The organism is Streptomyces sp. NPDC104761, assembly GCF_055583445.1.
Genome location: NZ_JBVJNZ010000001.1, coordinates 1411775 through 1436256, shown reverse-complemented (window position 1 = coordinate 1436256; position 24482 = coordinate 1411775). Strand labels below are relative to the sequence as shown.

At 70.4% G+C, this 24482-nt stretch carries 20 protein-coding genes and 3 pseudogenes; 12 read left to right on the top strand and 11 right to left on the bottom strand.

Features of this window, described 5'->3' with window-relative positions:
• The first annotated feature begins 173 nt into the window (after positions 1-173).
• On the top strand, positions 174-1151 hold the full coding sequence (locus tag ACZ63F_RS06405) for a helix-turn-helix domain-containing protein (protein ID WP_469709207.1): 978 nt from the start codon (positions 174-176) through the stop codon (positions 1149-1151).
• Positions 1152-1212: 61 nt separating this feature from the next.
• Here ACZ63F_RS06405 and ACZ63F_RS06400 read toward each other — a convergent pair.
• Both ACZ63F_RS06400 and ACZ63F_RS06395 read right to left on the bottom strand, forming a co-directional pair.
• A pseudogene (locus ACZ63F_RS06400) lies at positions 1213-1693 on the bottom strand (transposase family protein); the annotation flags it as partial.
• Between the two features lie 236 nt (positions 1694-1929).
• On the bottom strand, positions 1930-2694 hold the full coding sequence (locus ACZ63F_RS06395) for an SDR family NAD(P)-dependent oxidoreductase (protein WP_469709205.1): 765 nt from the start codon (positions 2692-2694) through the stop codon (positions 1930-1932).
• Positions 2695-3573: 879 nt separating this feature from the next.
• Between ACZ63F_RS06395 and ACZ63F_RS06390 the strand changes: the two genes are divergently transcribed.
• Positions 3574-4383, top strand: coding sequence for a universal stress protein (locus tag ACZ63F_RS06390; protein WP_469709203.1), 810 nt, complete (start codon positions 3574-3576; stop codon positions 4381-4383).
• Between the two features lie 105 nt (positions 4384-4488).
• On the opposite strand, the gene ACZ63F_RS06385 is transcribed toward ACZ63F_RS06390, so the two are convergent.
• Positions 4489-4686, bottom strand: a complete 198-nt coding sequence (locus tag ACZ63F_RS06385; RefSeq protein WP_469709201.1) for a beta-propeller fold lactonase family protein — start codon at positions 4684-4686, stop codon at positions 4489-4491.
• Positions 4665-4904: a hypothetical protein gene (locus tag ACZ63F_RS06380; protein ID WP_469709200.1), complete on the bottom strand. Its 240-nt coding sequence runs from the start codon at positions 4902-4904 to the stop codon at positions 4665-4667. Before ACZ63F_RS06380 ends, ACZ63F_RS06385 begins: the two co-directional genes overlap by 22 nt.
• 369 nt (positions 4905-5273) lie before the next feature.
• On the opposite strand from ACZ63F_RS06380, the gene ACZ63F_RS06375 reads away from it, so the two are divergent.
• From ACZ63F_RS06375 to ACZ63F_RS06360, 4 genes are all read left to right on the top strand, one after another.
• On the top strand, positions 5274-5570 hold the full coding sequence (locus tag ACZ63F_RS06375) for a hypothetical protein (protein WP_469709199.1): 297 nt from the start codon (positions 5274-5276) through the stop codon (positions 5568-5570).
• 68 nt (positions 5571-5638) lie between these two features.
• Positions 5639-7486 carry a glycoside hydrolase family 15 protein gene (locus ACZ63F_RS06370; protein WP_469709198.1) on the top strand — a complete coding sequence of 616 codons (1848 nt, stop codon included), beginning with the start codon at positions 5639-5641 and terminating at the stop codon, positions 7484-7486.
• Positions 7483-8916 carry a glucose-6-phosphate dehydrogenase gene (locus ACZ63F_RS06365; protein ID WP_469709197.1) on the top strand — a complete coding sequence of 478 codons (1434 nt, stop codon included), beginning with the start codon at positions 7483-7485 and terminating at the stop codon, positions 8914-8916. The genes ACZ63F_RS06370 and ACZ63F_RS06365 overlap by 4 nt, the downstream gene beginning before the upstream one ends.
• Positions 8903-9430 (top strand): gluconokinase, encoded by a 528-nt coding sequence (locus tag ACZ63F_RS06360; RefSeq protein WP_469709195.1) that lies wholly within the window; start codon positions 8903-8905, stop codon positions 9428-9430. Before ACZ63F_RS06365 ends, ACZ63F_RS06360 begins: the two co-directional genes overlap by 14 nt.
• A gap of 205 nt (positions 9431-9635) precedes the next feature.
• On the opposite strand, the gene ACZ63F_RS06355 is transcribed toward ACZ63F_RS06360, so the two are convergent.
• Positions 9636-10820: a zinc-dependent alcohol dehydrogenase gene (locus tag ACZ63F_RS06355; RefSeq protein WP_469709194.1), complete on the bottom strand. Its 1185-nt coding sequence runs from the start codon at positions 10818-10820 to the stop codon at positions 9636-9638.
• Positions 10821-11498: 678 nt separating this feature from the next.
• Here ACZ63F_RS06355 and ACZ63F_RS06350 point away from each other — a divergent pair.
• Positions 11499-12140, top strand: a complete 642-nt coding sequence (locus ACZ63F_RS06350) for a carbonic anhydrase (RefSeq protein ID WP_469709192.1) — start codon at positions 11499-11501, stop codon at positions 12138-12140.
• 116 nt (positions 12141-12256) lie between these two features.
• Here the strand turns inward: ACZ63F_RS06350 and ACZ63F_RS06345 are convergent, their stop codons facing one another.
• Together ACZ63F_RS06345 and ACZ63F_RS06340 are read right to left on the bottom strand one after the other, a co-directional pair.
• A complete protein-coding gene (locus ACZ63F_RS06345; RefSeq protein ID WP_469709190.1) occupies positions 12257-13234 on the bottom strand; it encodes an L-threonylcarbamoyladenylate synthase in 978 nt (325 codons plus the stop codon).
• Positions 13235-13352: 118 nt separating this feature from the next.
• Positions 13353-13479: pseudogene (locus tag ACZ63F_RS06340) on the bottom strand (TetR/AcrR family transcriptional regulator); the annotation flags it as partial.
• A gap of 106 nt (positions 13480-13585) precedes the next feature.
• Between ACZ63F_RS06340 and ACZ63F_RS06335 the strand changes: the two are divergent.
• Positions 13586-13977 (top strand): annotated as a pseudogene (locus ACZ63F_RS06335) (transposase); the annotation flags it as partial.
• A gap of 84 nt (positions 13978-14061) precedes the next feature.
• Positions 14062-14514 carry a DUF5959 family protein gene (locus ACZ63F_RS06330; protein WP_469709188.1) on the top strand — a complete coding sequence of 151 codons (453 nt, stop codon included), beginning with the start codon at positions 14062-14064 and terminating at the stop codon, positions 14512-14514.
• Positions 14515-14578: 64 nt separating this feature from the next.
• On the opposite strand, the gene ACZ63F_RS06325 is transcribed toward ACZ63F_RS06330, so the two are convergent.
• Positions 14579-15424 carry an MBL fold metallo-hydrolase gene (locus ACZ63F_RS06325; protein ID WP_469709187.1) on the bottom strand — a complete coding sequence of 282 codons (846 nt, stop codon included), beginning with the start codon at positions 15422-15424 and terminating at the stop codon, positions 14579-14581.
• Between the two features lie 49 nt (positions 15425-15473).
• On the bottom strand, positions 15474-15755 hold the full coding sequence (locus tag ACZ63F_RS06320; RefSeq protein ID WP_469709185.1) for an aldo/keto reductase: 282 nt from the start codon (positions 15753-15755) through the stop codon (positions 15474-15476).
• Between ACZ63F_RS06320 and ACZ63F_RS06315 the strand changes: the two genes are divergently transcribed.
• Positions 15748-15999 (top strand): SbtR family transcriptional regulator, encoded by a 252-nt coding sequence (locus ACZ63F_RS06315; protein WP_469709183.1) that lies wholly within the window; start codon positions 15748-15750, stop codon positions 15997-15999. The genes ACZ63F_RS06320 and ACZ63F_RS06315 overlap by 8 nt on opposite strands.
• A 158-nt stretch (positions 16000-16157) precedes the next feature.
• Here the strand turns inward: ACZ63F_RS06315 and ACZ63F_RS06310 are convergent, their stop codons facing one another.
• Positions 16158-17000, bottom strand: coding sequence for a helix-turn-helix transcriptional regulator (locus ACZ63F_RS06310; protein ID WP_469709180.1), 843 nt, complete (start codon positions 16998-17000; stop codon positions 16158-16160).
• Between the two features lie 287 nt (positions 17001-17287).
• On the opposite strand from ACZ63F_RS06310, the gene ACZ63F_RS06305 reads away from it, so the two are divergent.
• Positions 17288-17671 (top strand): transposase, encoded by a 384-nt coding sequence (locus ACZ63F_RS06305; protein WP_469709348.1) that lies wholly within the window; start codon positions 17288-17290, stop codon positions 17669-17671.
• Between the two features lie 551 nt (positions 17672-18222).
• On the opposite strand, the gene ACZ63F_RS06300 is transcribed toward ACZ63F_RS06305, so the two are convergent.
• A complete protein-coding gene (locus ACZ63F_RS06300; RefSeq protein WP_469709178.1) occupies positions 18223-19254 on the bottom strand; it encodes a helix-turn-helix transcriptional regulator in 1032 nt (343 codons plus the stop codon).
• Positions 19255-19819: 565 nt separating this feature from the next.
• Here ACZ63F_RS06300 and ACZ63F_RS06295 point away from each other — a divergent pair.
• On the top strand, positions 19820-23917 hold the full coding sequence (locus tag ACZ63F_RS06295) for a carboxypeptidase regulatory-like domain-containing protein (protein ID WP_469709176.1): 4098 nt from the start codon (positions 19820-19822) through the stop codon (positions 23915-23917).
• Positions 23918-24482 lie beyond the last annotated feature (565 nt).

Below are 24482 nucleotides of genomic sequence, written 5' to 3'. Positions count from 1 at the left end.
GCCGTGGCGGACTTCCGTCAGCTGGCAGAGATCGGCCACGAGAGCCGCGGGACGACGCGGTCCTCCCTTGACCCAGGGGCGGACGCGGACGGGAGCGGACCGTGCGCGAGGATGGCGTGGTGGCCGCGTCGTAGCAGGTGGCGGCCGGTGGAAAGCGGACACCGGAGCTGGAGATGGAACTTGACGTCGTCGGCCTCAGCGACAGATCGCAGCTGGTCTACACCGTCCTGGTCGGGCTGCCCCGGGGCAGCGCCTCCGAGATCGCCGAAGCCTGCGGTATGGGTGCGGCGGTGGCCGGCCGTCATCTGTCCGCGCTGGTGAACAACGGCCTCGCGATCAGGTCGGCGGGCCGCCCGCCTCGTTTCACGGCCGCCGCTCCGGACGTGGCCGTCACCGAGCTCATCCGGGAGAGCGAGCGCCGGCTCGACACGGCCCGCTCCCTGGTCCGGCAGCTCGCCGAGACGCATCGCGAGGCGAACCGGATCAGCGACCCGAGCATCGCGGTGGAGCTGCTCACAGGTCACGAGGACATCAATGCGGCCTTCCAGCGGCTCACCGGGGGCGCCCAGCATCACATACGCGCCTTCGACCGGCCCCCCTATGTCAACCGCCCGGGCAGCGATCTGGAGAACCAGCGCCGGCGGCAGCACACCGGTGTCGCCCATCGCGTCATCTACGACCGGGCCGCCGTGGCGTGGCCGGGCCGGCTTCGCGACGACATCCTGCCGAGCGTGCGGGCCGGCGAAGAAGCCAGAGTGCGGGCGGAGTTGCCGCTGAAACTGGTGATCGCCGACGACCGCTCGGCGATCATCCCCTTCAGTCTCGCCACCGGCGGCCATTCCGTGGCCTATCTCATCCACCGCTCCCCCATTCTCGCCGCGCTGGAAGCACTCTTCGAGGGCGAGTGGGAACGTGCCACGCCGCTGCGGGACACCAGCCCGCCGACCGCGCGGAGCGACGGCCCGGACGCCGACACGCGTGCTCTTCTGGGCCTGCTCGCCTCCGGCTGCACGGACGCCGCCATCGCCCGCACCCAGGGCTGGAGCGAGCGCACCACCCAGCGCCGCATCCACCGCCTTATGACCGACCTGGGCGCGGCCACCCGCTTCCAGGCGGCGGCCCAGGCCGCCCGCCGCGGCTGGCTGCAGTGAGAGGCGTTCCGGCATCGCCACCGCCGGCCGCCCTTCGGCCGCCGGCGTGTTTGGCGCTACCGGAGACGAGGTCGGCGATGGTGCGGCAGGTGTCGGGCAGGCGGTCGCGGCGGTGGGTCCGGCGCGTCAGCTGTCTCCAGCGTTTGCGGTCTGCGAGGGCGTGTTCGACGGTGATGCGGTCGGAGGAGTGTCAGTGGCGGTCGCGTTCCTACTCTTCGACCGTGTGGGGCGGGACTCCAGGCCGGGGAACCCGTCGGCCAGAGTCCGTTGTCTGACGCCAGGGCGGTCGGGGACGGCGGACCCTGCTCGGCCAGGAGCGTACGTAGCTCTGCGATCGCACGGGTGATGACGGAGAGGTCGACGCCGAACATCAGGCCCAGTACCGAGTACGGCAGGTCGTGCCGCAGATGGATCAGTGTGGCTACCAGCCGGTCGACGAAGGCCAGCTGGTGGCGGGCAGCACCGGCTCCCGCGGCCCGCTTCCGGACCGCGCCTCGTGAAGCATGCCGACGACCCTCGTCCGCGACCAGCCAGGGCGCCGCCGACTTGGCCGGTTCAGGCCGAGGCCGGGCTCACTGACAGCCGGGCCGGCGCCCGCGCCCTAGGCGAATGCCGTGCTGGGAAGGGGTGCCCGCGCTCGTGATCCAGTCCCCTTCGCGCTCACCTGTCGCCAGCCGCTTCGTCGTCCTCCCGTGCCGACGCGTGACCTGTGGCTTGGTACGTCTGCTCGATGAGCAGGACCGACATCGGTGTGCCGACTGGACGAACGCGTCGGGCATCACAGGAGTGTGGGGTCCGCACCGCCGTCGACTGTGATGGTGCTGCCGGTGACGTAGGTGGCGCGTTCGGAGGCGAGGAAGGCTACGGCTGCCGCCACCTCAGCTGGTACCCCGAAGCGGCCCATGGGGATGGATTCCTCGGCCTCGGCGCGGCGTTGCTGCTCGGCGGGGTAGTGGATCTCGTTGATCTGGTGGGATTCGATGGTCCCCACCGTCACGGTGTTGACGGTGATTCCCGCTCGCGCCTCCTGCCGTGCCACGAGCTTGGAGGTGTTGAGGATGCCGTATTTCGCAATCGTGCCCATATTGAGCTGCTGGGGCGCACGGTAGGCGGCCCCGGTGACGTTCACGATGCGTCCCCACCCGCGTTCCCGCATTCCGGGCAGGACCGCGTCGATAGCCTCGAGGTGACTGAGGAAGTTGAGCTGACTGCTCGCCTGCCACTCCTCGGTCGGGGTGTCGAGTTCGGCCGGCAGGGACCGGCCGGCGTTGTTGACCAGGATGTCGATGCCACCGAGGGTGGAGATCGCGGACTGGACGGCCTCGCGCGCCTCCCCGGGCCGCCCGAAGTCCGCGGAATGCCAACCGCAGCGCACCCCGTATTCCTCCTCGACGTGCTGGGCAGTCCGCTTGAGCCGACCGGGGTCGCGAGCAGTGAGGAAGAGGTCTGCCCCTTCTGCCGCGAGGGCGTCGACCACCCCTTGTCCGATTCCCTGTGTGGCGCCGCTGACGAACGCACGTCGTCCGGCGAGTCCTAGATCCATGGCGTGATCTTCCTGTCTCTCGGTGGGAGCGTCAGGCCGTGCGGGCCACCGAATGGCGTAGCCGGCGGCGTGGGGCAGCCGACTGGCCCGGCAGCTCGTCACGGAGCGCGACTCGATCACTGGTGGCCGTGGGCGACGCACCGGGCGGCCGGGCGGTCCGCACGGCGAGCCCGCACTCATGGCGACTCGGGGACGAAGACACGACCGCGCCGGCCGGTCGGCCGGCCCGCCCGACGAACGCCGACCGGCAACCGGCAACCGGCAACCGGGCGAGCCGGTGGGTACCGGTGTGGTGGAGCGTGCCGTTCCCCCGGTGCGGCGGTTGGTCAGCAGCGTCACCGTCCTGGCGCTCGACGCGACCGGCGAGCACGCGGAGCCGGTCGCATCCGTGCCTTGCCGAGAGTACGCGAAGCCAGCCGTGCCTCCCTGCCAGGATCGCCGCATGCGTTCCGTATCGCGACTGCGATCTTGTGCATGCGGAACGGCCCTGCCAGGAGGCGGCGAAGGGGTGCTCGCGTGTCGCGCGGCAGTGGTGAGCGCTGCGTGAGGAGTGTCCACGTCCTGCTCGCACAGGGTCCACGCCCCCTTCGTACAGCCACGGTCGACTCGCCGGACGCGATCGCGGCGCGGAAGATGAGTGTGCTTGGCCGCGTAGGGCGCAGAGGATGACACATGTCCCCAAGGTTTCCTGGCCGCTCCGGTCGCTTCGGTCACCGAGTCGTCCCGTTGACGCTTCGCTGCGCCGTCGGGGCGCTCACTCTGACCGGCTGCCGAGGTGGCGGTCAGAACACCGGTTCGTCTTCAGCGGACAGCCGCAAGGAACCCACTGAGTCCCCTCTCGCCCAGGGCCGGCGGTACTGACGTGTGTGAGGAGACGCTGTGGGCAGCATGGTCGTCGTAGGGGTGGACGGCTCGTCGTCGAGTCATGCCGCGGTGGTTCAGGCCGCCCTGGAGGCTGAGCGGCGTGGTGCGGAGCTGCGTGTGGTGCACGCCTTCAGCTGGCCGGTCGGGCCCATGTACGCGCCGCTGGACCCGTCCCCGCTCAACACGCCGGCGCACGACGCCGCACAGGACGCCCGGCGTGTGGCGCCCGGGGTGGAGGTCGGCGACGTCGTGATGATCGGCGGTGCGGTGTCGGTGCTGGTGGCCGAGTCGCGCGCCGCGGACCTCGTGGTCGTCGGCCGCCGAGGCATCGGGGGGTTCGTCGGCATGCTGCTGGGCTCGACGGCGGTGGCCGTGGCCGCCCACAGCCACTGTCCGGTGCTGGTGGTCCGCGAGGAGCCGGACGGCGCCGGGCCCGTCGTGTTGGCCGTCGACGGGTCTACCGAGGGCGAGAAGGCGGTTGAATTCGCTTTTGCGGAGGTGGCGTTGCGGGGAGCCGAGCTCGTCGCGGTGCACGCGTGGCTGCCGGATCACGAACCGGCCGGTACGGGCGTGGAGAGCCCGGAGCGCCTGCTGGCCCACGCCGTCGCCGGGCGCGCGGAGACATATCCGGACGTGACGGTCCGACAGGAGGTGCTGAGTGGCGAGATTCGCGAGGTGCTGGTCCAGGCGAGCAGGAACGCGCAGTTGATGGTTGCCGGCGCCAGGGGGCGCGGTGGGTTCTCCGGGATGCTCCTGGGGTCGGTCAGCCAGGCGTTGGTGCACCACGCGCACTGCCCGGTCGCCGTCGTCCGTGGCAGGGCGTGACCGGGGGCGTGCGCACGTGCCTCAGACGAAGACGACGCTGGATGCCGCCGGTACCGGCAGGGAACCCGCGCGTTGCGGGACGCCGGTTGCGGGGTCCAGGTCCAGCTAAGTGACGTTGCCCGGGCGTTCGTTGCCGCGTACAGCCGCGTGCCGGACGGGTGCAGAACGAGATCGCGCGGCCATCGACCTGCCCGTGCGGTGCCGCACGTCCCCCGCGGTCCGCAGGCCGCCGTCGGCGGCGAGGGAGAACACGGTGACGCTGCCGGAGGCGTAGTTGGCGGTCAGCGGGTGTCCGCGCGCCACCGAGGGACGGGTGGGCGCATCCCCTTGCACGGCCACGGGGGCGCCGGGCGGGCCGGGCTCGGGACCTGCGGGTCGTGGGCGGCGACCGAGCCATGTGCGGTCTCGGAGACGGCATACAGGACCGGTCCCGGCCCCGCGTGATCGACAGTCAGGTAGGACGGGTCCGGCAGGCCATTGATGACGCCGATCTCGGTCGGCGCCCCCGTTGCCGGTTCCACGGCGGCCACCACGATGCCGCGGCCGCCCGACGACGTGACGATCCGATGAGGGCTCGATCCGTGCGCCTGTCATCGCCTACAGCGTCCTCCGCCCTCGCCGCGTGGCCCCACGCGAACAGGGGCGCCTCGCCGCCGAGGCCAGTGCCGGGACAGCGTGTCACCCGGGGCAGACCTCAACCAGGTCATCCTGCTGAACCTGCCCGCCCGCCCGCATCCTCTGGCCGGGGCCATCGTCCGGTCAGGGGATGCGGGCGGGCTCGGACCTTGCGACAGTGGCAGGAGTGACGGGGTGATGTCGAATGCCGAAGTCGATTCGACCGGCTCACGGTTGTCCGGTCAACCGGTGAGACGGGAGAGGGGGACAGGCGGATGAAGGCGTTTAAACCCGGCGGCACCATCTCCAACATCGGCTACTTCGGCGAGGGCGAGTTCATCCGCATTCCCCGTGTCGAGTGGGGCGTCGGCATGGCCGACCAGACGATCGCGACCGGGCTCTGCCCCGGAGGCAGGCTCCGCATGGAACGGCTGCTGCGCGTGCTGGAGGCGAAGCGCGTCGACCCCACGCACATGACCACCCACACGTTTGCCTTCGACGACATGGAGCGGGCCTTCGAGGTCGCGGACAAGAAGCTCGAAGACGTCGTGAAGGTGCTGATCACCCTCTAGGTGCTGTCCTTCCCGGACCTGCGCGGCGCGCCGGACGGTACGTTGCGGCGCCGCGGAAGCGAGGAGCCATGCACGACCCCGACCCCCCGTTCCGCCCGGTCCGCAGGCGCGAGGGCTACCTGCCACTGGAGGACCTCGGCCTCATCGGGGACGGCACGACGGCCGCGCTGGTCGGCCTGGACGGCTCGATCCCTTGGATGTGCCTCCCCCGGTTCGACTCCGACCCCCTGTTCTGCGGCCTGCTGGACCACGCAAGGGGCGGCCACTTCACCCTCGCCCCGCAGGACCTGGTGGAGGCCCGCCAGCGCTACGAACCCGACACCGGCGTCCTCACCACCGAGATGCGCAGTCCCACCGGCCTCGTACGGGTCACCGACGCGCTGACCGTGCGCACCGGCGCCGACCTCACCGACGACGCCCCGGCCGGACGGTGCGAGCTCGTCCGGTCGGCCGTGGTCCTCTCCGGAGACGTCCGGCTGCGGGTGGACCTGGAGCCCCGCGGCGGCGGCACGGCGCAGGCGCTGTTCAGCGGCCTGGAACTCCGGCCCTCGCGGCGGCCGGACCTGCGCCTGCACCTGCGTTCCAACCGCGCGCTGCCCGGCCTGCACAGCACCCACGAGCTGAGACAGGGGGAACACCTCGACCTCGTACTGTCCTGGGGCCGATTTCACCGCCACCACCGGTTCCAGGCCGACACGATGCTCGCCGACACCGCTGACGCCTGGCGGCGCTGGATGAAACACTTCGGCTACTCCGGTCCCCAGGAGGCACTGGTCCGGCGTGCCGCCATCACCCTGAAGCTGTGCGACGACTGGGCCAACGGCGCCCTCGTCGCGGCGCCCACCTCCTCCCTGCCCGCGCCGATCGGCGGCGTCCGCAACTGGGACTACCGTTACGCCTGGATCCGCGACGCCGCCTACGCCGTGTTCGCCCTGCGGCGCATCGGCTTCACCGGCGAGGCGGACGCATTCCTCGGCTGGGTCCTCGACGCCGTCGAGCAGAGCCGGATCCCCCGGATCATGTACAACCTCGACGGCGGCCCCGTGCCCGACGAGATCGAGGACACCGAGTTGGAGGGGTATCGCCGCTCCGGTCCGGTGCGGTGGGGCAACGGCGCGGCCGACCAGCGCCAGCACGACGTCTACGGCGAGATCCTGGACTGCGCCGACCAGTGGCTGCGCACCGACCAGTGGCTGCGCACCGGCCGCGAGGTGCAGCCCGCACTGTGGGCGGGCCTGGCGGGGCTGGCCGACACCGCGGAGCAGGCGTGGCGCCAGCCGGACCAGGGGATCTGGGAGGTGCGCAGCGACGGCCGGGTGTTCACGTACTCGGCCGGCATGTGCCAGGTGGCCCTGGACCGGGCCGCGGCCATCGGCGAACGGCTCGGCCTGCCCGGACCGACCGCGGCCTGGCGTGCCGCGGCAGACCGGCTGCGTCGGCGCATCCTGGAGGAGTCCTGGGACGAGGACGCCCAGACGCTCAGCGCGCATCTGGACGGCGGCGGCGCGCTCGACGCGAGCCTGCTCGCCCTCCCCCTGCGCCACGTGGTGCCGGCCGACCACCCGCGGATGGCGGCGAGCACCACCGCCGTCGCCGAACGCCTGTCGGCCGGCGACGGCCTGCTCTACCGCTACCTCCACGAGGAGTCGCCCGACGGCCTGCCCGGCGACGAGGGCGCCTTCGTGCTCTGCGGCTTCTGGCTGGCCGACAACCTGACCGCCCAGGGCCGGATCGACGAGGCCGAGAAGGTGTACGCCTCGCTGTGCGCCCGTGCCAGCCCGCTCGGGCTGCTGCCGGAACAGATCGACCCCACCACTGGAGAGTTCATGGGCAACTTTCCCCAGGCGTTCAGCCATATCGGGATCATCGCCAGCGGCGTGAACCTCGCCCGGGCGAAGACAGGCGTACGGACATGATCAACCGGCTCGCCGTCTTCGGCGCGACAGGCGACCTCACCGCCCGCTACCTCCTGCCGGCCCTGGCCGCCCTGCGGGCCGCGGGACACATCGACGACGGCTTCCAGCTGACCGGCGCGAGCAGGGAGGACTGGGACACCGACCACTTCCGCGACTGGTGCGCCGACCAGCTCGACCGCCACGGCGGCTCCCATCCCGCCGATGCCAGGAAGGCCGTCGCAGCCTCGGCCCGCTACCGGCGGGCCGACGTCACCGACCCCGCCGACGTCGCCGCGGTCGTCGCCGGCGACGACCCGATCGCCGTGTACCTCGCCCTTCCCCCGGCGCTCTTCCCGGACATGGTCACGGCCCTGCACGAGGGGGGCCTGCCGCCGGGCAGCCGGATCGTGCTGGAGAAGCCGTTCGGCGAGGACCTGGCGAGCGCGCGCCGCCTCAACCGGCTGCTCGCCGGTCTCGTGCCCGAACAGGCGGTGTTCCGGGTCGACCACTTCCTCGCCATGACGACCGTCCAGAACGTGCTCGGAAGCCGGCTCGCCAACCGGATGCTGGAGCCCATCTGGAACAGCACCCACATCTCGGACATCGAGATCGTCTGGGACGAGACCCTCGCCCTGGAAGGCCGGGCCGGCTACTACGACGGCGTCGGCGCGCTGAAGGACATGGTGCAGAACCACCTGCTGCAACTGCTGTGCCTGGTGGCCATGGAACCCCCGATCACCCTCGGCGAGCGCGACCTGCGCGACCGGAAGGTCGACGTGCTGCGGTCCGTGCGGCTCCTGACCGACTACGACGTCGTGCACCGCACGCGCCGCGCGCGCTATCTGTCGGGCCGGATCGGTGACCGTGCCATCCCCGCGTACGTCGACGAGGCGGGTGTGGACCCCGGCCGGCGCACGGAGACCTTCGCCGAGGTCGAACTGGAACTGGACAGTTGGCGCTGGTCGGGGACGACGTTCCGGCTACGCAGCGGCAAGGCGCTCGGACAGGACCGCAAGGAGGTCGCGGTGCGCTTCCGGCCCGTGCCCCACCTGCCCTTCGGGCACGAAGGACAGGCCCAGCCCAACGTGCTGCGCTTCGGGCTGGAGCCGGAAGGGATGAGCCTCGACATGACGGGCATCGGCGCACGCGCCCAGGCCCTCGCCCAGCTCTCACTGACCGCGCGGATGGAGCCGCCCGACCTGCCCGCCTACGGCCGGCTCCTGCTGGACGTCATGAAGGGTGATCCCGCCCTGTCCATCCGGGGCGACGAGGCCGAGGAGGCATGGCGGGTCCTGACCCCTGTCCTGAGCGCATGGGAGAGCAACCGGGTTCCGCTGGAGGAGTATCCGGCCGGCTCCGACGGTCCGCCTCCCCGGCCGCACGAGGACGCCCGACGGCGGCGCAGCGACCTGCTGCATCCCGAAGCGCTACCGGAAGATGGACCGCGCTGAGCGCCGGTCCCCGTGCGTCGTCGTCACGGGCGTCGCTGGGATCGGCAAGACCACGGTGGGCCGCCTGCTGGCGCAGCGGCTGGGCGTGCCGTTCGCGGACGGCGACGACTTCCACTCCCCCGCCGACATCACGAAGATGTCGGCCGGCACACCGCTCGACGACACCGACCGTCGCCCTTGGCTGGAGTCCGTCGGCCGCTGGCTGCACCAGAGGGATGTGGCGGGCACAGGTGCGGTGGTCGCCTGCTCCGCACTCAGGCGGCGCTACCGCGACATCCTGCGAGCGGCCTGCCCGGGCGCCGTCTTCCTGCACCTGACCGCCGGCCGCGACGTGCTGGCGGACCGGCTCGGCGGACGCACGGGCCACTTCATGCCGAGCTCGCTCCTCGACTCGCAACTTGCCACGCTCGAACCCCTCGAACCGGACGAGCCGGGAGCCGAGCTCGACGCGACGCAGGCACCCGACATCCTCGCCGACCGGGCCGCAGACCTGCTGGCGCGGCAGCTTCACTGACTTCGGCGCATCAAGACGACGTCGGATCGGACGTCCGATCGGACGTCGGATCGTCGAGGGCGAGGGCATCCAGCGCTGTCCGTGGGCCCGGCGGGCCCGGCCAGGCTGCACGACCAGGGCGCGGACGTCACGGTTCGGGTTCGCCGGGAGCGGGCGGGACGAGGCGGCCGCGGTGGCCCGGCACGTACGCGGACGCCCCGACGGTTCAGGGGCGCAGCAGGGTTTTGATCATGCCGTCCTGCTTGGCCTGGAACGCCGCGTACGCCCGTGGCGCCTCCTCCAGCGGCAGGTGGTGGGTGGCGAACTCGTCCACGCCGAGAGGGTCTCCGTCGCCGAGCAGGGGCCGGATCTCCGGTACCCAGCGCCACACGTTCGCCTGGCCCATCCGGAACTGGAGCTGCTTGTCGAACATGCGCAGCAGCGGCAGGGGGTCCATGGCCCCGCCGTACACTCCGGAAATCGAGACGGTACGGCCACGCCGTACGAGATCGATCGCCGCGTAGAGCGCGCCGAGCCGGTCCACGCCTGCCTTCTCCATGAGCGGCTGGGCCAGCGCGTCGGGCAGCAGTCCGGTCGCCCACTGGGCGGCCTTGCTCACCGGGCTGCCGTGCGCCTCCATGCCGACCGCGTCGATCACCGCGTCGGTGCCGCGCCCGTCGGTCAGTTCGCGCACCGCGTCCCCGATGTCCTTCCCGTGACGGCGCAGGTCCAGGCAGGTCACCCCGTGTGCAGCGGCCCGGTCGAGGCGTTCCTTCACGAGGTCGATGCCGATGACCAGACCGGCGCCCCGGTGCTGGGCGATGCGTGTGGCCATGTCGCCTATCGGGCCGAGCCCGAGCACGGTGAGCGATCCGCCCGGGGGCACCGCCGCATACTCGACGGCCTGCCAGGCGGTCGGCAACACATCGGAGAGATAGACGAAACGGTCGTCGGGCGGGCCTTCGGGCACCTTGATCGGCAGGGTGTTGCCGAACGGCACCCGCAGGTACTCGGCCTGCCCGCCCGGCACTTGCCCGTACAGCCTGGTGTAGCCGAACAGGGCGGCGCCGGAGCCGTACGCGCGCACCTGTGTGGTCTCGCACTGCGACTGGAGGCCCTGGGAGCACATGAAGCAGGTGCCGCAGGAGATGTTGAACGGAACAACGACCCGGTCCCCGCGAGCGAGGTCACGCACCTCCGGCCCGGCCTCCTCGACGACACCCATGGCTTCGTGTCCCAGGATGTCGCCGGGCTGGAGGAACGGCCCGAGGACCTCGTACAAGTGGAGGTCGGAACCGCAGATGCCTGTGGAGGTGATCCGCACGATCACGTCGTCGGGCTGCTCGATCACCGGATCCTTGACCGTCTCCACCCGGACATCCCGCCGCCCCTGCCAGGTCAGAGCACGCATACTGCCCACCTCCTCGCTCGTCCTTCGACCATTCGTCAGGGCCGAGTAACCGCGATGAGCACCCGCAGTCGCCGCCGGCGCCCCGCACCAGCGCTTCGGAGATGACCGGGCGTCGGCTCCCCCAGCCGCTCGGGCGGCCCGGCTCGCCGTGGAGGCCGTGAATCTGGGCCAGGTTCCGCGTGCCGGTTTCAGGAGTGCTGGAGTTGGCCGGCGATGAGCTGTACGCCCCGTTCCCGAGGGATTTCGCAGCCATCCGGGACGAGCGCGCCAGGGCTGCCCGCGCCGGGGGAACGGGAGCCGGCGGAGGCGACCGGTGCACTGGCAGGGCCGGAGATCATCGCCCCGCGTCGGCCGACGCGGGGGACCTCAGCGGACCCGAATCGACGGGAACGGGGGGGAACGGCAGGAACGGCGGGGTGATCTTCGGCGGTCCGCCCTCGTTCGGGCCGACAGCGCGGGCCGCGCATGGCTCGTCGGGCGGGTGCGGACGACGAATGCAGGGGCCTGGACCGGTCGCCGTACGGGGCGGGGCTGCACGGTCGCGCGCTGAGGTTCCGCACCGGGACGGCCCTCGCCCGGAGCCTGGGGGTGCGGCCAGACGATCAGGGTGGTCCGATCCGGCGACCTCCGAGGGGGCCAGGTGGTGCGACGGCGGATGCCCGCTCGTAGGCTGCCGCCATGACCGAGATCCAGAACCCGACGCCCCGTGACGCCTTCGACCTGCTCATGGCCGGTAACCAGCGCTTCGTCTCAGGCGCCCCCGAACACCCGAACCAGGACGCCATACGGCGCACCGAGATCGCACCGTCCCAGCAGCCCTTCGCCGTGCTGTTCGGGTGTTCCGACTCCCGGCTGGCCGCCGAGATCATCTTCGACCGTGGCCTGGGCGATCTGTTCGTGGTGCGTACGGCGGGGCATGTCGCCGGTGCAGAAGTCCTCGGTTCGATCGAGTACGGCGTGAGCGTGCTCGAAGCCCCACTCGTCGTCGTGCTCGGCCACGACTCGTGCGGGGCCATCGCAGCCGCCCGTGCCGCAGCCGACGGTGGCAGGGTGCCCGGAGGATTCGTCCGTGATGTTGTCGAACGGGTGACGCCGAGCGTGCTGGCAGCCCGCGCCGCCGGACGCGACCAGGCCGACGAGATCCTGGCCGAGCACATCGAGAACACCGTGGACCTGCTGCTCGAACGCTCCCGCGTTCTGGCCGAGCAGGTGGCCGCCGGCCGCCTCGGTGTGGTGGGTCTGTCCTACCGGCTGGCCGACGGCAGTGCACAGCTCGTCGCCTCTCGCGGCCTTGATGCGGCGGTCCCTGCCGCGTCCTGACCGTCCCGGCCGTGCGCCTGTCGAGCTTGTGCCCGGCCTGCCGGCCCGGCACAAGCTCGGCCGAAACCGCCGGGCACCCGCATCCGGGAGCGGTAAGGGCACAGCGTCGGTGCCGGTCACACGGTGGTGCGGGGCCCCGCGGCGCGGCGCAGCCGGTTGGCGATCGCCAGTCCCAGCCCCTCCTCCGCCGGCAGTGACGCGACGATGAGGTCGCACTCTTGCTGGTCGAGTTCGCGCAGGAACCCGTACAGCCCCCGCGCATAAGCGGCCATCGAACCGGGGACCTGCACCACCGCGTGCGCCTTCACCTCGGCGTCGGCGAAGGGGGCAGGAAGGAAGACGCCGACGCGGTGACCCAGTTCCCGCGCCAGTTCCGCCTCGGCGACGACCTTCTCCGGCTCGACGAGGACGACCCGCGCCCGCGGCGCATAGTGCGACGGATGCTGGCCCGGCACCCGGATGCGGCTGGTGGCCGGGACCGCGAGCGGGCACCCCAGCACCGCTTCGAGGTCCTCGCGCGTCACCCCGCCGGGCCGCAGAATGGTCGGGGTCTCGCCGGTGGCGTCGACGATGGTCGACTCGACGCCGACCTCGCAGGAACCGCCGTCCAACACGAAATCGACGGCGTCGCCGAGCTCGGCACGGACGTCGTCCGCGGTCGTGGGGCTCACCGAGCCGAAGCGGTTGGCGGACGGAGCCGTGACACCGCCACCGAAAGCCGACAGCAGCGCGAGAGCCACGGGGTGGTCGGGCACGCGCACAGCCACCGTCTCCAAGCCGCCGGTTGCTTCGAGCGGCACCCGGGGACCGCGCCGCAGGACCAACGTGAGAGGCCCCGGCCAGAAGCGTTCGGCCAGCAGGCGGGCCGTCGCGGGTACCTCCTGGACCCAGTCGTCCAGGTGTTCCGCGCCACTGATGTGGACGATCAGAGGGTGCGAGGGCGGGCGCCCCTTGACCTGGAAGATGCGCGAGACGGCGGCGGGGTCCTCGGCATTGGCACCAAGACCGTAGACGGTCTCGGTCGGGAGGGCCACCAGACCGCCGGCCCGCAGCACACCGGCTGCCTTCTCGATGTCACTGGTTCTTGCCGTCACTCTCGCAATCCTAGGCGCGTCAGGGACCAGCGACGGTCTTGATCAGTCTCGGCGGGGTGGCGACGTTCGAAATGGGCGCTTGCATCGCAAGGAGCCGACGATGACGGTGGTCACCATGGTGCCCGGCCCCGACGAGAGTGGAGGCGAGTGTGTCGATGTCGACGTCACCGGCCAGGCGCCCCAACTCCCGCTCGGCAGTGAGACAGGCGATCACTGACGGTGCCTTGCACAGCCAGTGGAATGCCCGGTGGACAGCGTGTCGCGCCTCCCTGGCCGGCCGCTCATGGCGAGAGGGACGGGCCGATCTTCGGCGGGGTGGTGCCCTGCCCAGTGGTGCAGCCGGTCAGCTCTGGGCGCAAGGACCAGCCGAAGGGCTTCGGCTGGCGCGACTTCCGTGATCTGATCGTCCGGGCCCGCGGACAGTTGGCTGGCCCGATCGTGCTGAACACGGACAACGGCCGACTGCATCTGACGAAGCCGCTGTGCGAGTTCATCGACGCGAACGCCGAGTGGTTTACCGTCGTTCGCCTGCCCACCTACGCGCACGACCTCAACCCAACCGAGGGCGTGTGGTCCTTGGTCAAAGGCGACATCGGCAACCGCGCCGCCGCAAGCCTTCGTCAAGGCACCGCGCGGTCAAGCATCGGCTCAAGAAGCTTGAGTACCAGCCAGACGTGATCGACGACTGTCTCGCCGGCACCGGCTTGGCCCCTGGGCACGTGACTCTATGTGCCTGGGCCTGACTGCGTCGCTCGTCCGGTGACAGGAGACGATGCAGCCCACGCCAGCGCACGAAAGCGAGCAACTCAATGACGGATCCCGCTCCGATGGATCTGATCCACCTCGCCGATCCGGATGGCAACCGCTGCACCGTGCGCGTCACAGGACGGTCCCAGCCGGGCGTCCTGACCGGCCACGACATTCTGCACGCGGACGTGCTCGTCTCCGCGAGTTTCGTCGACGCCCGGCTCGACCTTTACCTCTTCCAGCATGACCTGGACTCCTGGGAGCAGGAACTCTCCGATCTGGGACCAGGCCAAACGGTCGGCATCGGCGGAGACCGCGGCCTGAGCCTCGACATCCACGTGCACGAAGACGGCTGGCTGTCGATCCAGATCAGCGACCCGGACCGCCTTACGACAGCCCTGCGAACCCGACCCCAGGAAGACTGGATCACCGAGCATCGCGCGCGCCTGGAACAGGTCCGACTGACCTGGCCCTGCGAGGTCATCGAGACGGCACCAGGAGCTTACGAGTGGAGCCCCCACCGCAGACGGTGACCACCTGATCCCAGCAACCGACATCACGCTTTCAAGTTCAGTCGTCCGAGTTAGTCTGTGCGACTTATCCCTTGACGGACTTGGCGGAGTTCCACAGAACGCCGCGGTTGAGCCGGTCGGGGTAGAGCGCAACCATCGCGTCGTAGAGGTCCTGGTAGACGGTGGCCTTTTCGGCAGCGGTGTCGAAGTCCTGGATGTAGCGGCGGGTGCGGGCGATGTCTTCGGGGTCGTCCGGGTCGCCGTCGCGCTTGTGTCCGGACACGACGGCGGTGGGCGCGAGCTTTTCGATGGTGTCGAGTGCGTTGAGCCAGTTGCTGCGTCCGGTGCCCTTGGACTCGGCGAGGTAGAGGTGGACGTCGCCGTAGACCGCGTCGCCGGCGACGACCAGGCCGATGGAGGGGACGTGGAGGGCCGCGGAGCCGTCGGTGTCGGCGTGGCCCAGTTCGATCGCGTGCAGCTGCTCGCCTTCGAGTTCGATCAGTGCGTCGTTACCCAGCGGTTCGGCGATCAGGTGGGTTTCGGAGATCTGGCCGGGGAAGCGGGGGTTCCAGAATCCGTCGAACCAACGCGGACCGTACTGGGCCTGCATGAACTCCACCACGCCCGGAGTCGAGACGAGCTTGGCGTGCGGGAAGCGTTCCAGGATCGCCGGGGCGCCGAAGAAGTGGTCGCCGTGCGCGTGGGTGACGAAGATGGTGGTGACGTTCTTGCCGCTGTTTGCCACCCAGTCGGCCAGGGCGCGGGATTCGTCGATGGTCATCAGCGGGTCGACGAGCACCGCGTCTCGGTCGCCGTGGATCAGGGTGGCGGCGGTGGGCGACCACATCCGGCGCGCCTCGCCCGGAGGCAGGTCGTCGGAGACCGCCGGCTTGGACGGGGTCACATACACGGAGTATGCGAGGTCTGTCATTTCTGCTCCTCGGGTCTGCGGACTCGGTTGGTTCGAGAGGGTGGGGTTCTCAGCTTTCGAGGGTCAGGGCGGTCAGTTCGGCGACTTCGTCGGCGGACAGGGCGACCTGTGCGGTGGCGAGGTTGTCGCGCAGGTGCTCGATGCTGGTGGTGCCGGGGATCGGAAGGCTCAGCGGGCTACGGTGCAGGTGCCAGGCCAGGGCGAGCTGTCGCGCGGTGACGCCGTGGCGGGTCGCGATCGTCTCGGCCACCGCCATCACCTCGGGGGTGTCAGGGCCTTCGGTCAGGGTGACCGGGTGCCAGGGTGAGAAGGCGATGCCGCACGTGCTCACCACCGTCCTGACCCGCGAATCGGGGCCTACCAGCCCAGCCGCGAGGCCATCTACGCCGTCGCCGACCCCCTCGTTCGACCGCGCCCAGCAGGCCGGCGAGGTGCGTGCCGACATCGACGCAGACGACGTCATGCGCCTGATCTTCGCCGCCACCGCCGGCACCTACCGCGACGACGCCCAACGCGAGCGAGTCGTCCAGATCGTCCTCGACGGCATCCGACCGACACAGACGACACCCACATGAACCCCTGCCGCATCCGGCAGGATCGCGCGGAGCGAGGCATTTCGAGTGATCCACCATGCGCGGTTCCTTCGCTGCGGGAGCCCGTCGGTGCCCAGCTTCCGGCCGCCGCCGGTTTCGCGGAAGGCCGCAGCTTCCTAGGTGCGCCGCACCCAGGAAGATCAGTGCGCCGACAGCCTTGCCAGCGCGCCGGCGCTCGGGCTGCCCGGTTCCGCGGTGCCGACGAGCAACTGCTGTCCAGGCGCCGCCCGCACATCGAATGTCTGGTAGGTCAGCTCGATCCGGCCGACCTGCGGATGATGGAAGATCTTGTACGCCCGGCTCAGGCCTCGCGCCGTCTGCTCCTCCCACAGCGCCCGGAACTCGGCGGACTGCGGCAGCAGGTCATCGACCAGCGACTTGATCTCGGGCGCATCAGGGTAGGCGACGACGTTCAACCGCACCGCGTGCACCGCGCGGGCGGCCACCGCCTCCCAGTCGCCGAAGATCGTCTTGGCTTGCGGGTGTTCGAACATCATCCGCAGCATGTTCGTCATTCCGAACGGTGCGAGCAGCGCCTGCGCGATCCGGTTCGTCGCCAGGATTTCGTAGGCCGGGTCGAGGACGTAAGCGGCTGCCGCCGGGAAGTTCTCCAGTAGTTGCAGGAGCGCCGGATGCACGTGGTCCCGCGCGGTCCCGAGGCGCGGCACAGGCGTCAAGCCGGCCAGCCGGAATAGATGCGCCCGAGCATCCGTGTCCAGCCCGAGTGCGTGCGCGATACCGTTGACCACCTGGGCCGAGGGGTTACGCTCCCGACCCTGCTCCAGACGGGTGTAGTAATCCGCGCTCACGACGGCCAGCACGGCGACCTCTTCACGCCGCAGGCCGGCGACCCGCCGGTCGCCGCCGGCCGGCAGCCCGACCGACGCCGGTTCCACCCGGGCTCGATGGGCGCGCAGGAAGGAAGCCAGCTCACTACCGGATGTACCCACATCGACAAGATAACGCCCCGCCAAGGCGTCCACTCACGTGTCCGCGATGCACTCTTTAAGCGCACCGGCCGGACCTTGAACCGTCAAGCTTCTTGCATGGCCCTCGGACTGAACTCCTGCCGTGGGGTCAGCGCCGTTGAACCGCCAGGGCTTCCGGCTCGCCGGGGTTCGAACGAGTGCGGCCCGCTCCGTGATCATCGTGGCGTGACTCAGTCTGATCAAGGAACAGCCTGCTCGGCCGCTACAGCGGGAGGGTTCGAGGAGCGCTTCGCGGAGCTCGCCGGACTGCTCGCGCCTGTCTTTAGCCGCTGTGACCCTCGATCGAACGTGGAGGCGTACATGCGCGCCTTGCTGGTTCCGGGCGTGGCCGGCACTGCTGGGCACTCGCGCAAGCGGTGGAACACGCTCGCCCCTACCGGCTCCAGCATCTGCTCTCGGGCGTGGTGTGGAAGGAAGACGCCGTGCGCGATCACGTCCGCGAGTTCACCGCCCGCCACCTGGGCACCGGCGGGGTTCTGATCTTCGACGAGACCGGAGATCTGAAGAAGGGCACCGCCACGGCCGGGGTCGGGCGGCAGTACACCGACCACGCCTTCGCGACCAAGGGCCAGATCGCCCGCGACCAGGCCATGCGTGCGCTGGACGGCGGGCTCCAGCCGACCTGGGCCACCGGCGACGAGGTCTACGGACGCAGCATCGAATGACGCGAGGTGTTCGAAGCCCGCGGCATCGGCTACGTGTTCGCCGTCGGGTGCGACTTCCAGCTCACCACCTGCGGTCAGGTGAAGACGCGTGCCGATCAGGCGCTGCACCTGGTCGAATCGCGGCGATGGAACCGCCCCTCGTGCGGGAACGGCTCGAAGGGACGGCGCCTGTACGACTGGGCGTGGATCGCCACCGCGCGGCTACCGCACGTGGAAACGGCACACTGCCCTCGCCCTGGCCGCCTACGCGCCGCTGGCCATCGGATCCGCGCTGGCCGAAGCCGCTCATTCCGCACCCGTCCTACCCGACGACGTCGACCGGACGGCGCCTGCCGACTGCGGCAAGACAGCGCTGACCGTCCCCGAGATCCAGCGCCTGCCGGCCGCGCCGTCACACAGCGAACTCCGCCGACCCAGAAGGTCGATTTCCATCTGGCCTCATCAGACTGGCGACGAAGCCATCAGGCCCGAGCCCGCCGGCACCACTACCGCACACGCCTCGCGCTCACGGCATGACCATGCGTATCACCCCACGAAGTCCGACTGCCGTACTAGGCCTTCGGGTTTCCGAGCCAGCCGCGTTCGTGGGCCAGCAGGGCGATCTGGAAGCGGGTCCGTGCGCCCAGCTGTCTGCCCAGATCGCTGATGTGTGTCTGAACGGTCCGGCGGCTGAGCCGCAGGGCGCGGGCGATGGCGTCGTCCTTCATCCCCGCGGACATCAGGCGCAGGATGTCCCGCGTCCGGCTGTCGAGAGCGCCGTCCTGTCTTTCGGCGCTCGCGGCGGGCGAGACGGGCCGGCTTTCCAGCGACAGGGGCACCGCACGCTCCCATACGCTCTCGAAGAGGGCGGTCAGCACGTCCAGCAGCGTCGAGGAGTGCACCACGAGCGAGCCCGCGGCCGGATCGTCTTTCCGTAACGGCATGATCGCCGCGACGGAGTCGAAGATGACCAGTTTCATGGGCAGTCCGGACAGGAGCCTCAACTCCCCTTCCGCGGCGCCCCGGAGAGCCGCCTCCAGGCATCCGTCGTCCCCGATTCCGTCGCTGTCGTACACGGACCGGAGCCGGACGCCGGGACGGACCGCGGCGCCCGCGGAGGTGGAAGCGTCGGTGGGGGCGATCCGCGAGGTCACATACGGCGGCTTCGCGAAATGCAGGACCTCCTGCCGACTGCTCCTCAGAAGGTGTGCATAGCGGGCGCCGACCTGTTCATCGCTCTCGACCACCTCGAAAAGGTCCGAGGCGATCTGCCGGCCCGGGGCCATGCGATAGACCTCGTGGAGTTGTTCCGCGTACAGCTCTGCCCTGGCCAACTCCTGTCGTTTACGGGCGAGAAGGGCTCCCAGCGAGGAGCGGGGCGGGCTGGCACTCCAGCGCGGGGGCCGTTCACTGACTCGCACGGCCAGGAGTTCGGCCTCCAGGGACCGCAGGGCGGTCCGGGCCGCCGGGGCCGGCACGCCGATCCCTGTCGCGACCGCTTCCTCGTCCGCGTCCGGATGGCCGACCAGGTACTCCAGTGCCTGCCGGGCGAGGCCGCCCAGGCCGGTGCCTGGCCACAACGCATCTAGGGAGGACACGTCCACCAGCGACTCCTCGGAAGATCGGAACGAGGTTCACGCCGATGCTACGCAAGTGTGCAACTGCGCGGGCCCGCAGGCGGCGGATCTTGTCAGGCGAGGCCGCCGAGATGAGGATGATCGCAGGTCACCGGTGCGGTGATCTCCGCTCTGACCACATGTCCGGACCGACAACTCCCGTGGCCGTCGCAGAGTGTGCGCCCTGATCCCCGGCCGCCCGCAGCCGACTGAAAATCATGACCGTGCAGAAACAGGCCCCACGCTTCTTTTATTTAGCGGCGGGGTCCGTTGGCATGGGAATTTATTTCAGGCCCGGATCACAGTCCTCTTTTGCGCTTTCGACCCAACGACATGTACATGTAACACGGCGCTTATTGTCAATTGCCCTTCAGGGTACGCCAATTGATGGTGGCGAATGCGGCTACCCGTATCCGCCGTCGACCCGGAACCGCATACGAGTCGACCCGTGCCATGCAACATGAGGAGTAACGTTTTGCGCGTCTCACCGAGAACCGGTTCAGCTTTACGCCGAAGAGCCGCCGCCTGCCTGACGGTCCTGAGTGCCGCCGCAATGACGGTCCTGGGCATGCAGATCCCGGCCCACGCGGCGCCCCCCTCCGTTGCCCCGGCGTCCTCGGCCAAGAAGGAGGTCGCCCTCGAGCCCTCCTGTTCCACGCCAAAGAAGGGCCAGGCCGCCTGTTTCGCCCTGCGCCGCACCGACACCAAGGCCGTCAAGGGCCTGCTGGCCGCCTCCGTCAGCCCCAGCGGCTACGGCGCCGGAGACCTGCAGAGCGCCTACAGTCTTCCCGCCGACGGCGGTGCAGGCCAGACGATCGCCATCGTCGACGCCTATGACGACCCCAGCGCCGAGGCCGACCTGGCTGTCTACCGCGAGCAGTACGGGCTGCCCGCCTGCACCACGGCGAACGGCTGCTTCACCAAGGTCGACCAGCGCGGCGGCACCGCCTACCCCGCGCCCGACTCCGGCTGGGCCGGCGAGATCTCACTCGACCTGGACATGGTCTCCGCGGCCGCGCCGAACGCGCACATCCTGCTCGTCGAGGCGGACCAGCCGAGCTTCGAGGACCTCGGGGCGGCCGTCGACCAGGCGGTCGCGCTCGGTGCCAAGTACGTCTCCAACTCCTACGGCACCAACTACAGCAGCACCCCGGGCAGCGGCGAGACCCCGGACGAGACGACGTACGACGCCCATTACAACCACCCCGGTGTCGCCGTGGTCGCCTCCTCGGGCGACAGCGACTACGGGGTGGCCTACCCAGCCGTCTCCCCCTACGTGACCTCCGTCGGCGGCACCTCACTGGTCCGGGACTCCGGCACCGCACGCGGCTGGTCCGAGTCGGTCTGGAACCGCAACGGCCTGGGCCCGGGATCCGGCTGCTCCCTCTACGAGCCCAAGCCGGCCTTCCAGACGGACACCGGATGCGACAAGCGCACCGTCGCCGACGTCTCCGCCGTGGCCGACCCGGCCACCGGCGTCGCGGTCTACCAGACCTACGGCGGTGGCGGCTGGCAGGTGTACGGCGGCACCAGCGCCGCCTCACCGATCATCGCCGCCGTGTACGCGGCCGCCGGGACCCCCGTCGCGGGTACGTACCCCAACTCCTACCCGTACGCCGCCGGTACCGGCCTCAATGACGTGACCACAGGCGACAACGGCACCTGCACCCCCGCGTACCTGTGCACCGCCGGTGCCGGCTACGACGGCCCGACCGGCCTGGGCACCCCCGACGGGCTGGCCGCGTTCCGCAGCGGCCCGCACGGGAAGCTCACCGGCACCGTCACCGACGACAGCACCGGCAAGCCGGTCGCCGGAGCCACCGTCACCACCCAGGGCGGCGGCACCGCGCACACCGCTGCCGACGGGACCTACTCGCTCGTCCTGCCGGTCGGCAGCTACGACATCACCGTCGAAGCCTACGGTTACGCCACCGGCACCGCCTCCGGCGTGTCCCTCGGCGACGGCGACACCCTCACCAAGAACTTCGCCCTGACCCCGGTCCCGAGCCGGACGGTCTCCGGCAAGGTCACCGACGGCTCCGGCCACGGCTGGCCGCTCTACGCCAAGATCACCGCGGACGGCGTCCCCGGCGGCCCGGTGTGGACCGACCCGCTCACCGGCGCCTTCGACCTGAAGCTGCCCCAGGGCCACGACTACACCCTGCACGTGACCAGCGCCTATCCCGGCTACACGTCGCCCACCAAGAAGATCACCGTCACGGACTCCGACCAGAGCCTGAACGTCGCGGTCCCGGCCGACCCGTGGGCGGCCGCCGTGCCCACCGGATACTCGGTGCACGATGAAGGCACCACCGAGACGTTCGACTCGACCGACTCCGCCCCGAAGGGCTGGAGCGTGGTCAACGCCGACGGGACGACCGGCGGCTGGGCCTTCGACGACCCGGGCTCACGCGGCAACACCACCGGCGGCGACGGCGGGTTCGCCGTCGTCGACAGCGACCACTACGGCAACGGCGCGCATCAGGACACGCAACTGCTCAGCCCGGTATACGACTTCACCGGCAACTCGGCACCCGAGATCGCCTTCGCCAACGACTACCAGGCCATCGGGGGCCAGAGCGCGGGCGTCGACGTGACCACCGACGGCGGTGCCACCTGGACCAGTCTCTGGTCCGCCACGCAGACCACCTTCGGCGCGCAGAAGGTCGAGCTCCCGCTGACCGACTACGCCGGCAAGGCATCGGTCCAGCTGCGCTTCCACTTCACCGGCTCGTTCGGCTGGTGGTGGAAGGTCGACAACGTTTTCGTCGGCGAGCGTCACGTCACGCCCCTGCCCGGCGGTCTGCTCACCGGTACCGTGACGGATGCCAACACCGCCACGGGCCTGGTCGGCGCCACCGTGACGAACAAGGACGACGACAAGCAGAGCACCGTCACCCTCGCCACTCCCGACGACCCCGCTCTGGGCGACGGTGTCTACGCCCTGTTCTCCTCCCTCGGCAGCCACGGCTTCACCGCGGCGAAGCCGCACTACACCGGCCTCGACAAGACGGTGAAGGTGGCGGCCGACAGTGCGGTCGGCGCGGACTTCGCACTCGGTGCCGGGCAGCTGACGCTGGACAAGACCTCGCTCACCGCGTCGGTCGGCTGGGGCGAGCAGACCACCCAGACCCTGACCGTCAAGAACACCGGCACGGCGGCCGCCACCGTCAAACTGGGGGAACAGCCGGGCGGGTTCAGCATCGAGTCCGCGGGCGGCGCCCCGCTGAAACTGGTCAAGGGCACCTATTCCCCGCTGTCGAGCAAGGCCGCCGCGACCGCCGCGGGCACCACCGCCAAGGTGGCTCCCGGAGCCGCCGGTGACGCCTGGCAGGCGGCCCCCGACCTGCCGGTCAAGCTGATGGACAACGCTGTCGCCACCAACGACGGGAAGGTCTACTCCGCCTTCGGTTTCAACGGCAGCGCCGACACCAAGGACATGTACGTCCTCGACCCGGTCGCCGGTACCTGGACCAAGCTGGCCGGCGCGGCGGACACCCGGGAGGATCCCGCCCACGGCTTCATCGACGGCAAGTTCTACGCCGTCGGCGGCTGGGGAGCCAGCGGCGACCCCGACTCCAAGCTGGAGATCTACGACCCGGCAAGCGACACCTGGACCACCGGCGCCGCCTCGCCCAAGCCCTACGCCGGCTCCGGCAACGCCGTGCTCGACGGCAAGCTCTACGTGGTCGGCGGCTGCGGGGCGGAATCCTGCGGCAGCACGGACGTCACCGTCTACGACCCGACCGCCGACACCTGGTCCACGGTGGCCGACTACCCGGAGTCGATCTCCTGGAGTTCCTGCGCCGGCATCAGCGGCAAGCTCTACTGCGCCGGCGGTCTGAACGGCAACAGCGAGGACAAGCACTCCTACGTCTACGACCCCGCCACCAACGCGTGGTCACAGGTCGCCGACCTGCCGATCACCCTCTGGGGCGCCGCCTACACCTCCGCCAACGGCCTGCTCGTCACCGCCAGCGGCGTCACCCAGAACAGCATCACCAACCAGGCCTTCGCCTTCGACCCGGAGGCCGGCACCTGGACCGCCCTCCCCAACACCGACACCGCCACCTACCGCGGCGGAGGCGCGCTCGGCTTCTTCAAGGTCGGTGGCGGCGTCGCGCTCGCGACCCCCGCAACGACGGTGGAGGTGCTGCCGGGCTACGACCAGGGAGGAACGGCCGACGTCAGCTGGCTCAGCGAGAGCGAACAGCAGCTCACCCTCCAGCCCGGCAAGAGCTCGAAGGTGACGATCACCCTGGACGCCTCCGTGGCCGAGGTGACCCAGCCGGGAGCCTTCACCGCCCGGTTGTCCGTCAGCTCCGACACCCCGTACTCCGTGCCCGCTCTCCCCGTGGAGATGCACGTCGCCCCGCCCAAGACCTGGGGCAAGATCACCGGCACCGTGCTGGGGGTCACCGCGAACGGCGGCACCGCGCCGATCGCCGGGGCCACCGTCCAGATCGACACCTGGGCCACGAGCTACACGCTGACGACGGACACCCACGGCGGGTACGCCCTGTGGCTCGACGTCCGCAACAACCCGCTCACCGTCATCGTCGCCAAGGACGGCTTCCAGCCGACCGTCGCGACGGTGAAGATCAAGAAGAAGTCCGCCGTCACCAAGGACTTCACCCTCAAGAGAAAGTAGGGAACGACCGATAGCCGGGGTGGGACGCTCCTGAACGGGGCGGCTCACCCCGGGCTTCGGCACAACCAAAGCCCTCCTCCAGGACCACCCCCTACTTGCGCACCGCCGGAAGTACCGAAACACCGCGGCATCGTAGGCCGTACGGCCAACAGCAACCGGACCTCCTTCCAAGGAACGTGCGCGGTGTGCACACACCGCACCGAACGCGCTCGGGCTCAGGCGGCGGGGTAAGGCACATACTCGCCGTCGCCTGAGAGGGTGAGTTCGGCCCGGTCGCTCCTGGGTGCCGCGCCGGCTTCTCGGGCGAAGACCTGGCAACCGTCGCGGCAGCCGCCGCCAGGAATGCCAAGGCGCTGCCGCATCGACCGGCCGAGCAGTCGGGGCCGCGATAGGGGGGAACGGCTCCGTCGCCCATGGATCTGCAGAGACCCTGGGGCTTCCGGTGGCTGAGCCGCCCCGGGCGACGAAATCGTCCCACCGCGGGGGAAGAAACTGGCCTGAGCCGCTTCGGCCTTCGGGCTCTTGGAACTCGCAACAGGATCACGGGGGGCCTTGTTCAGGCATC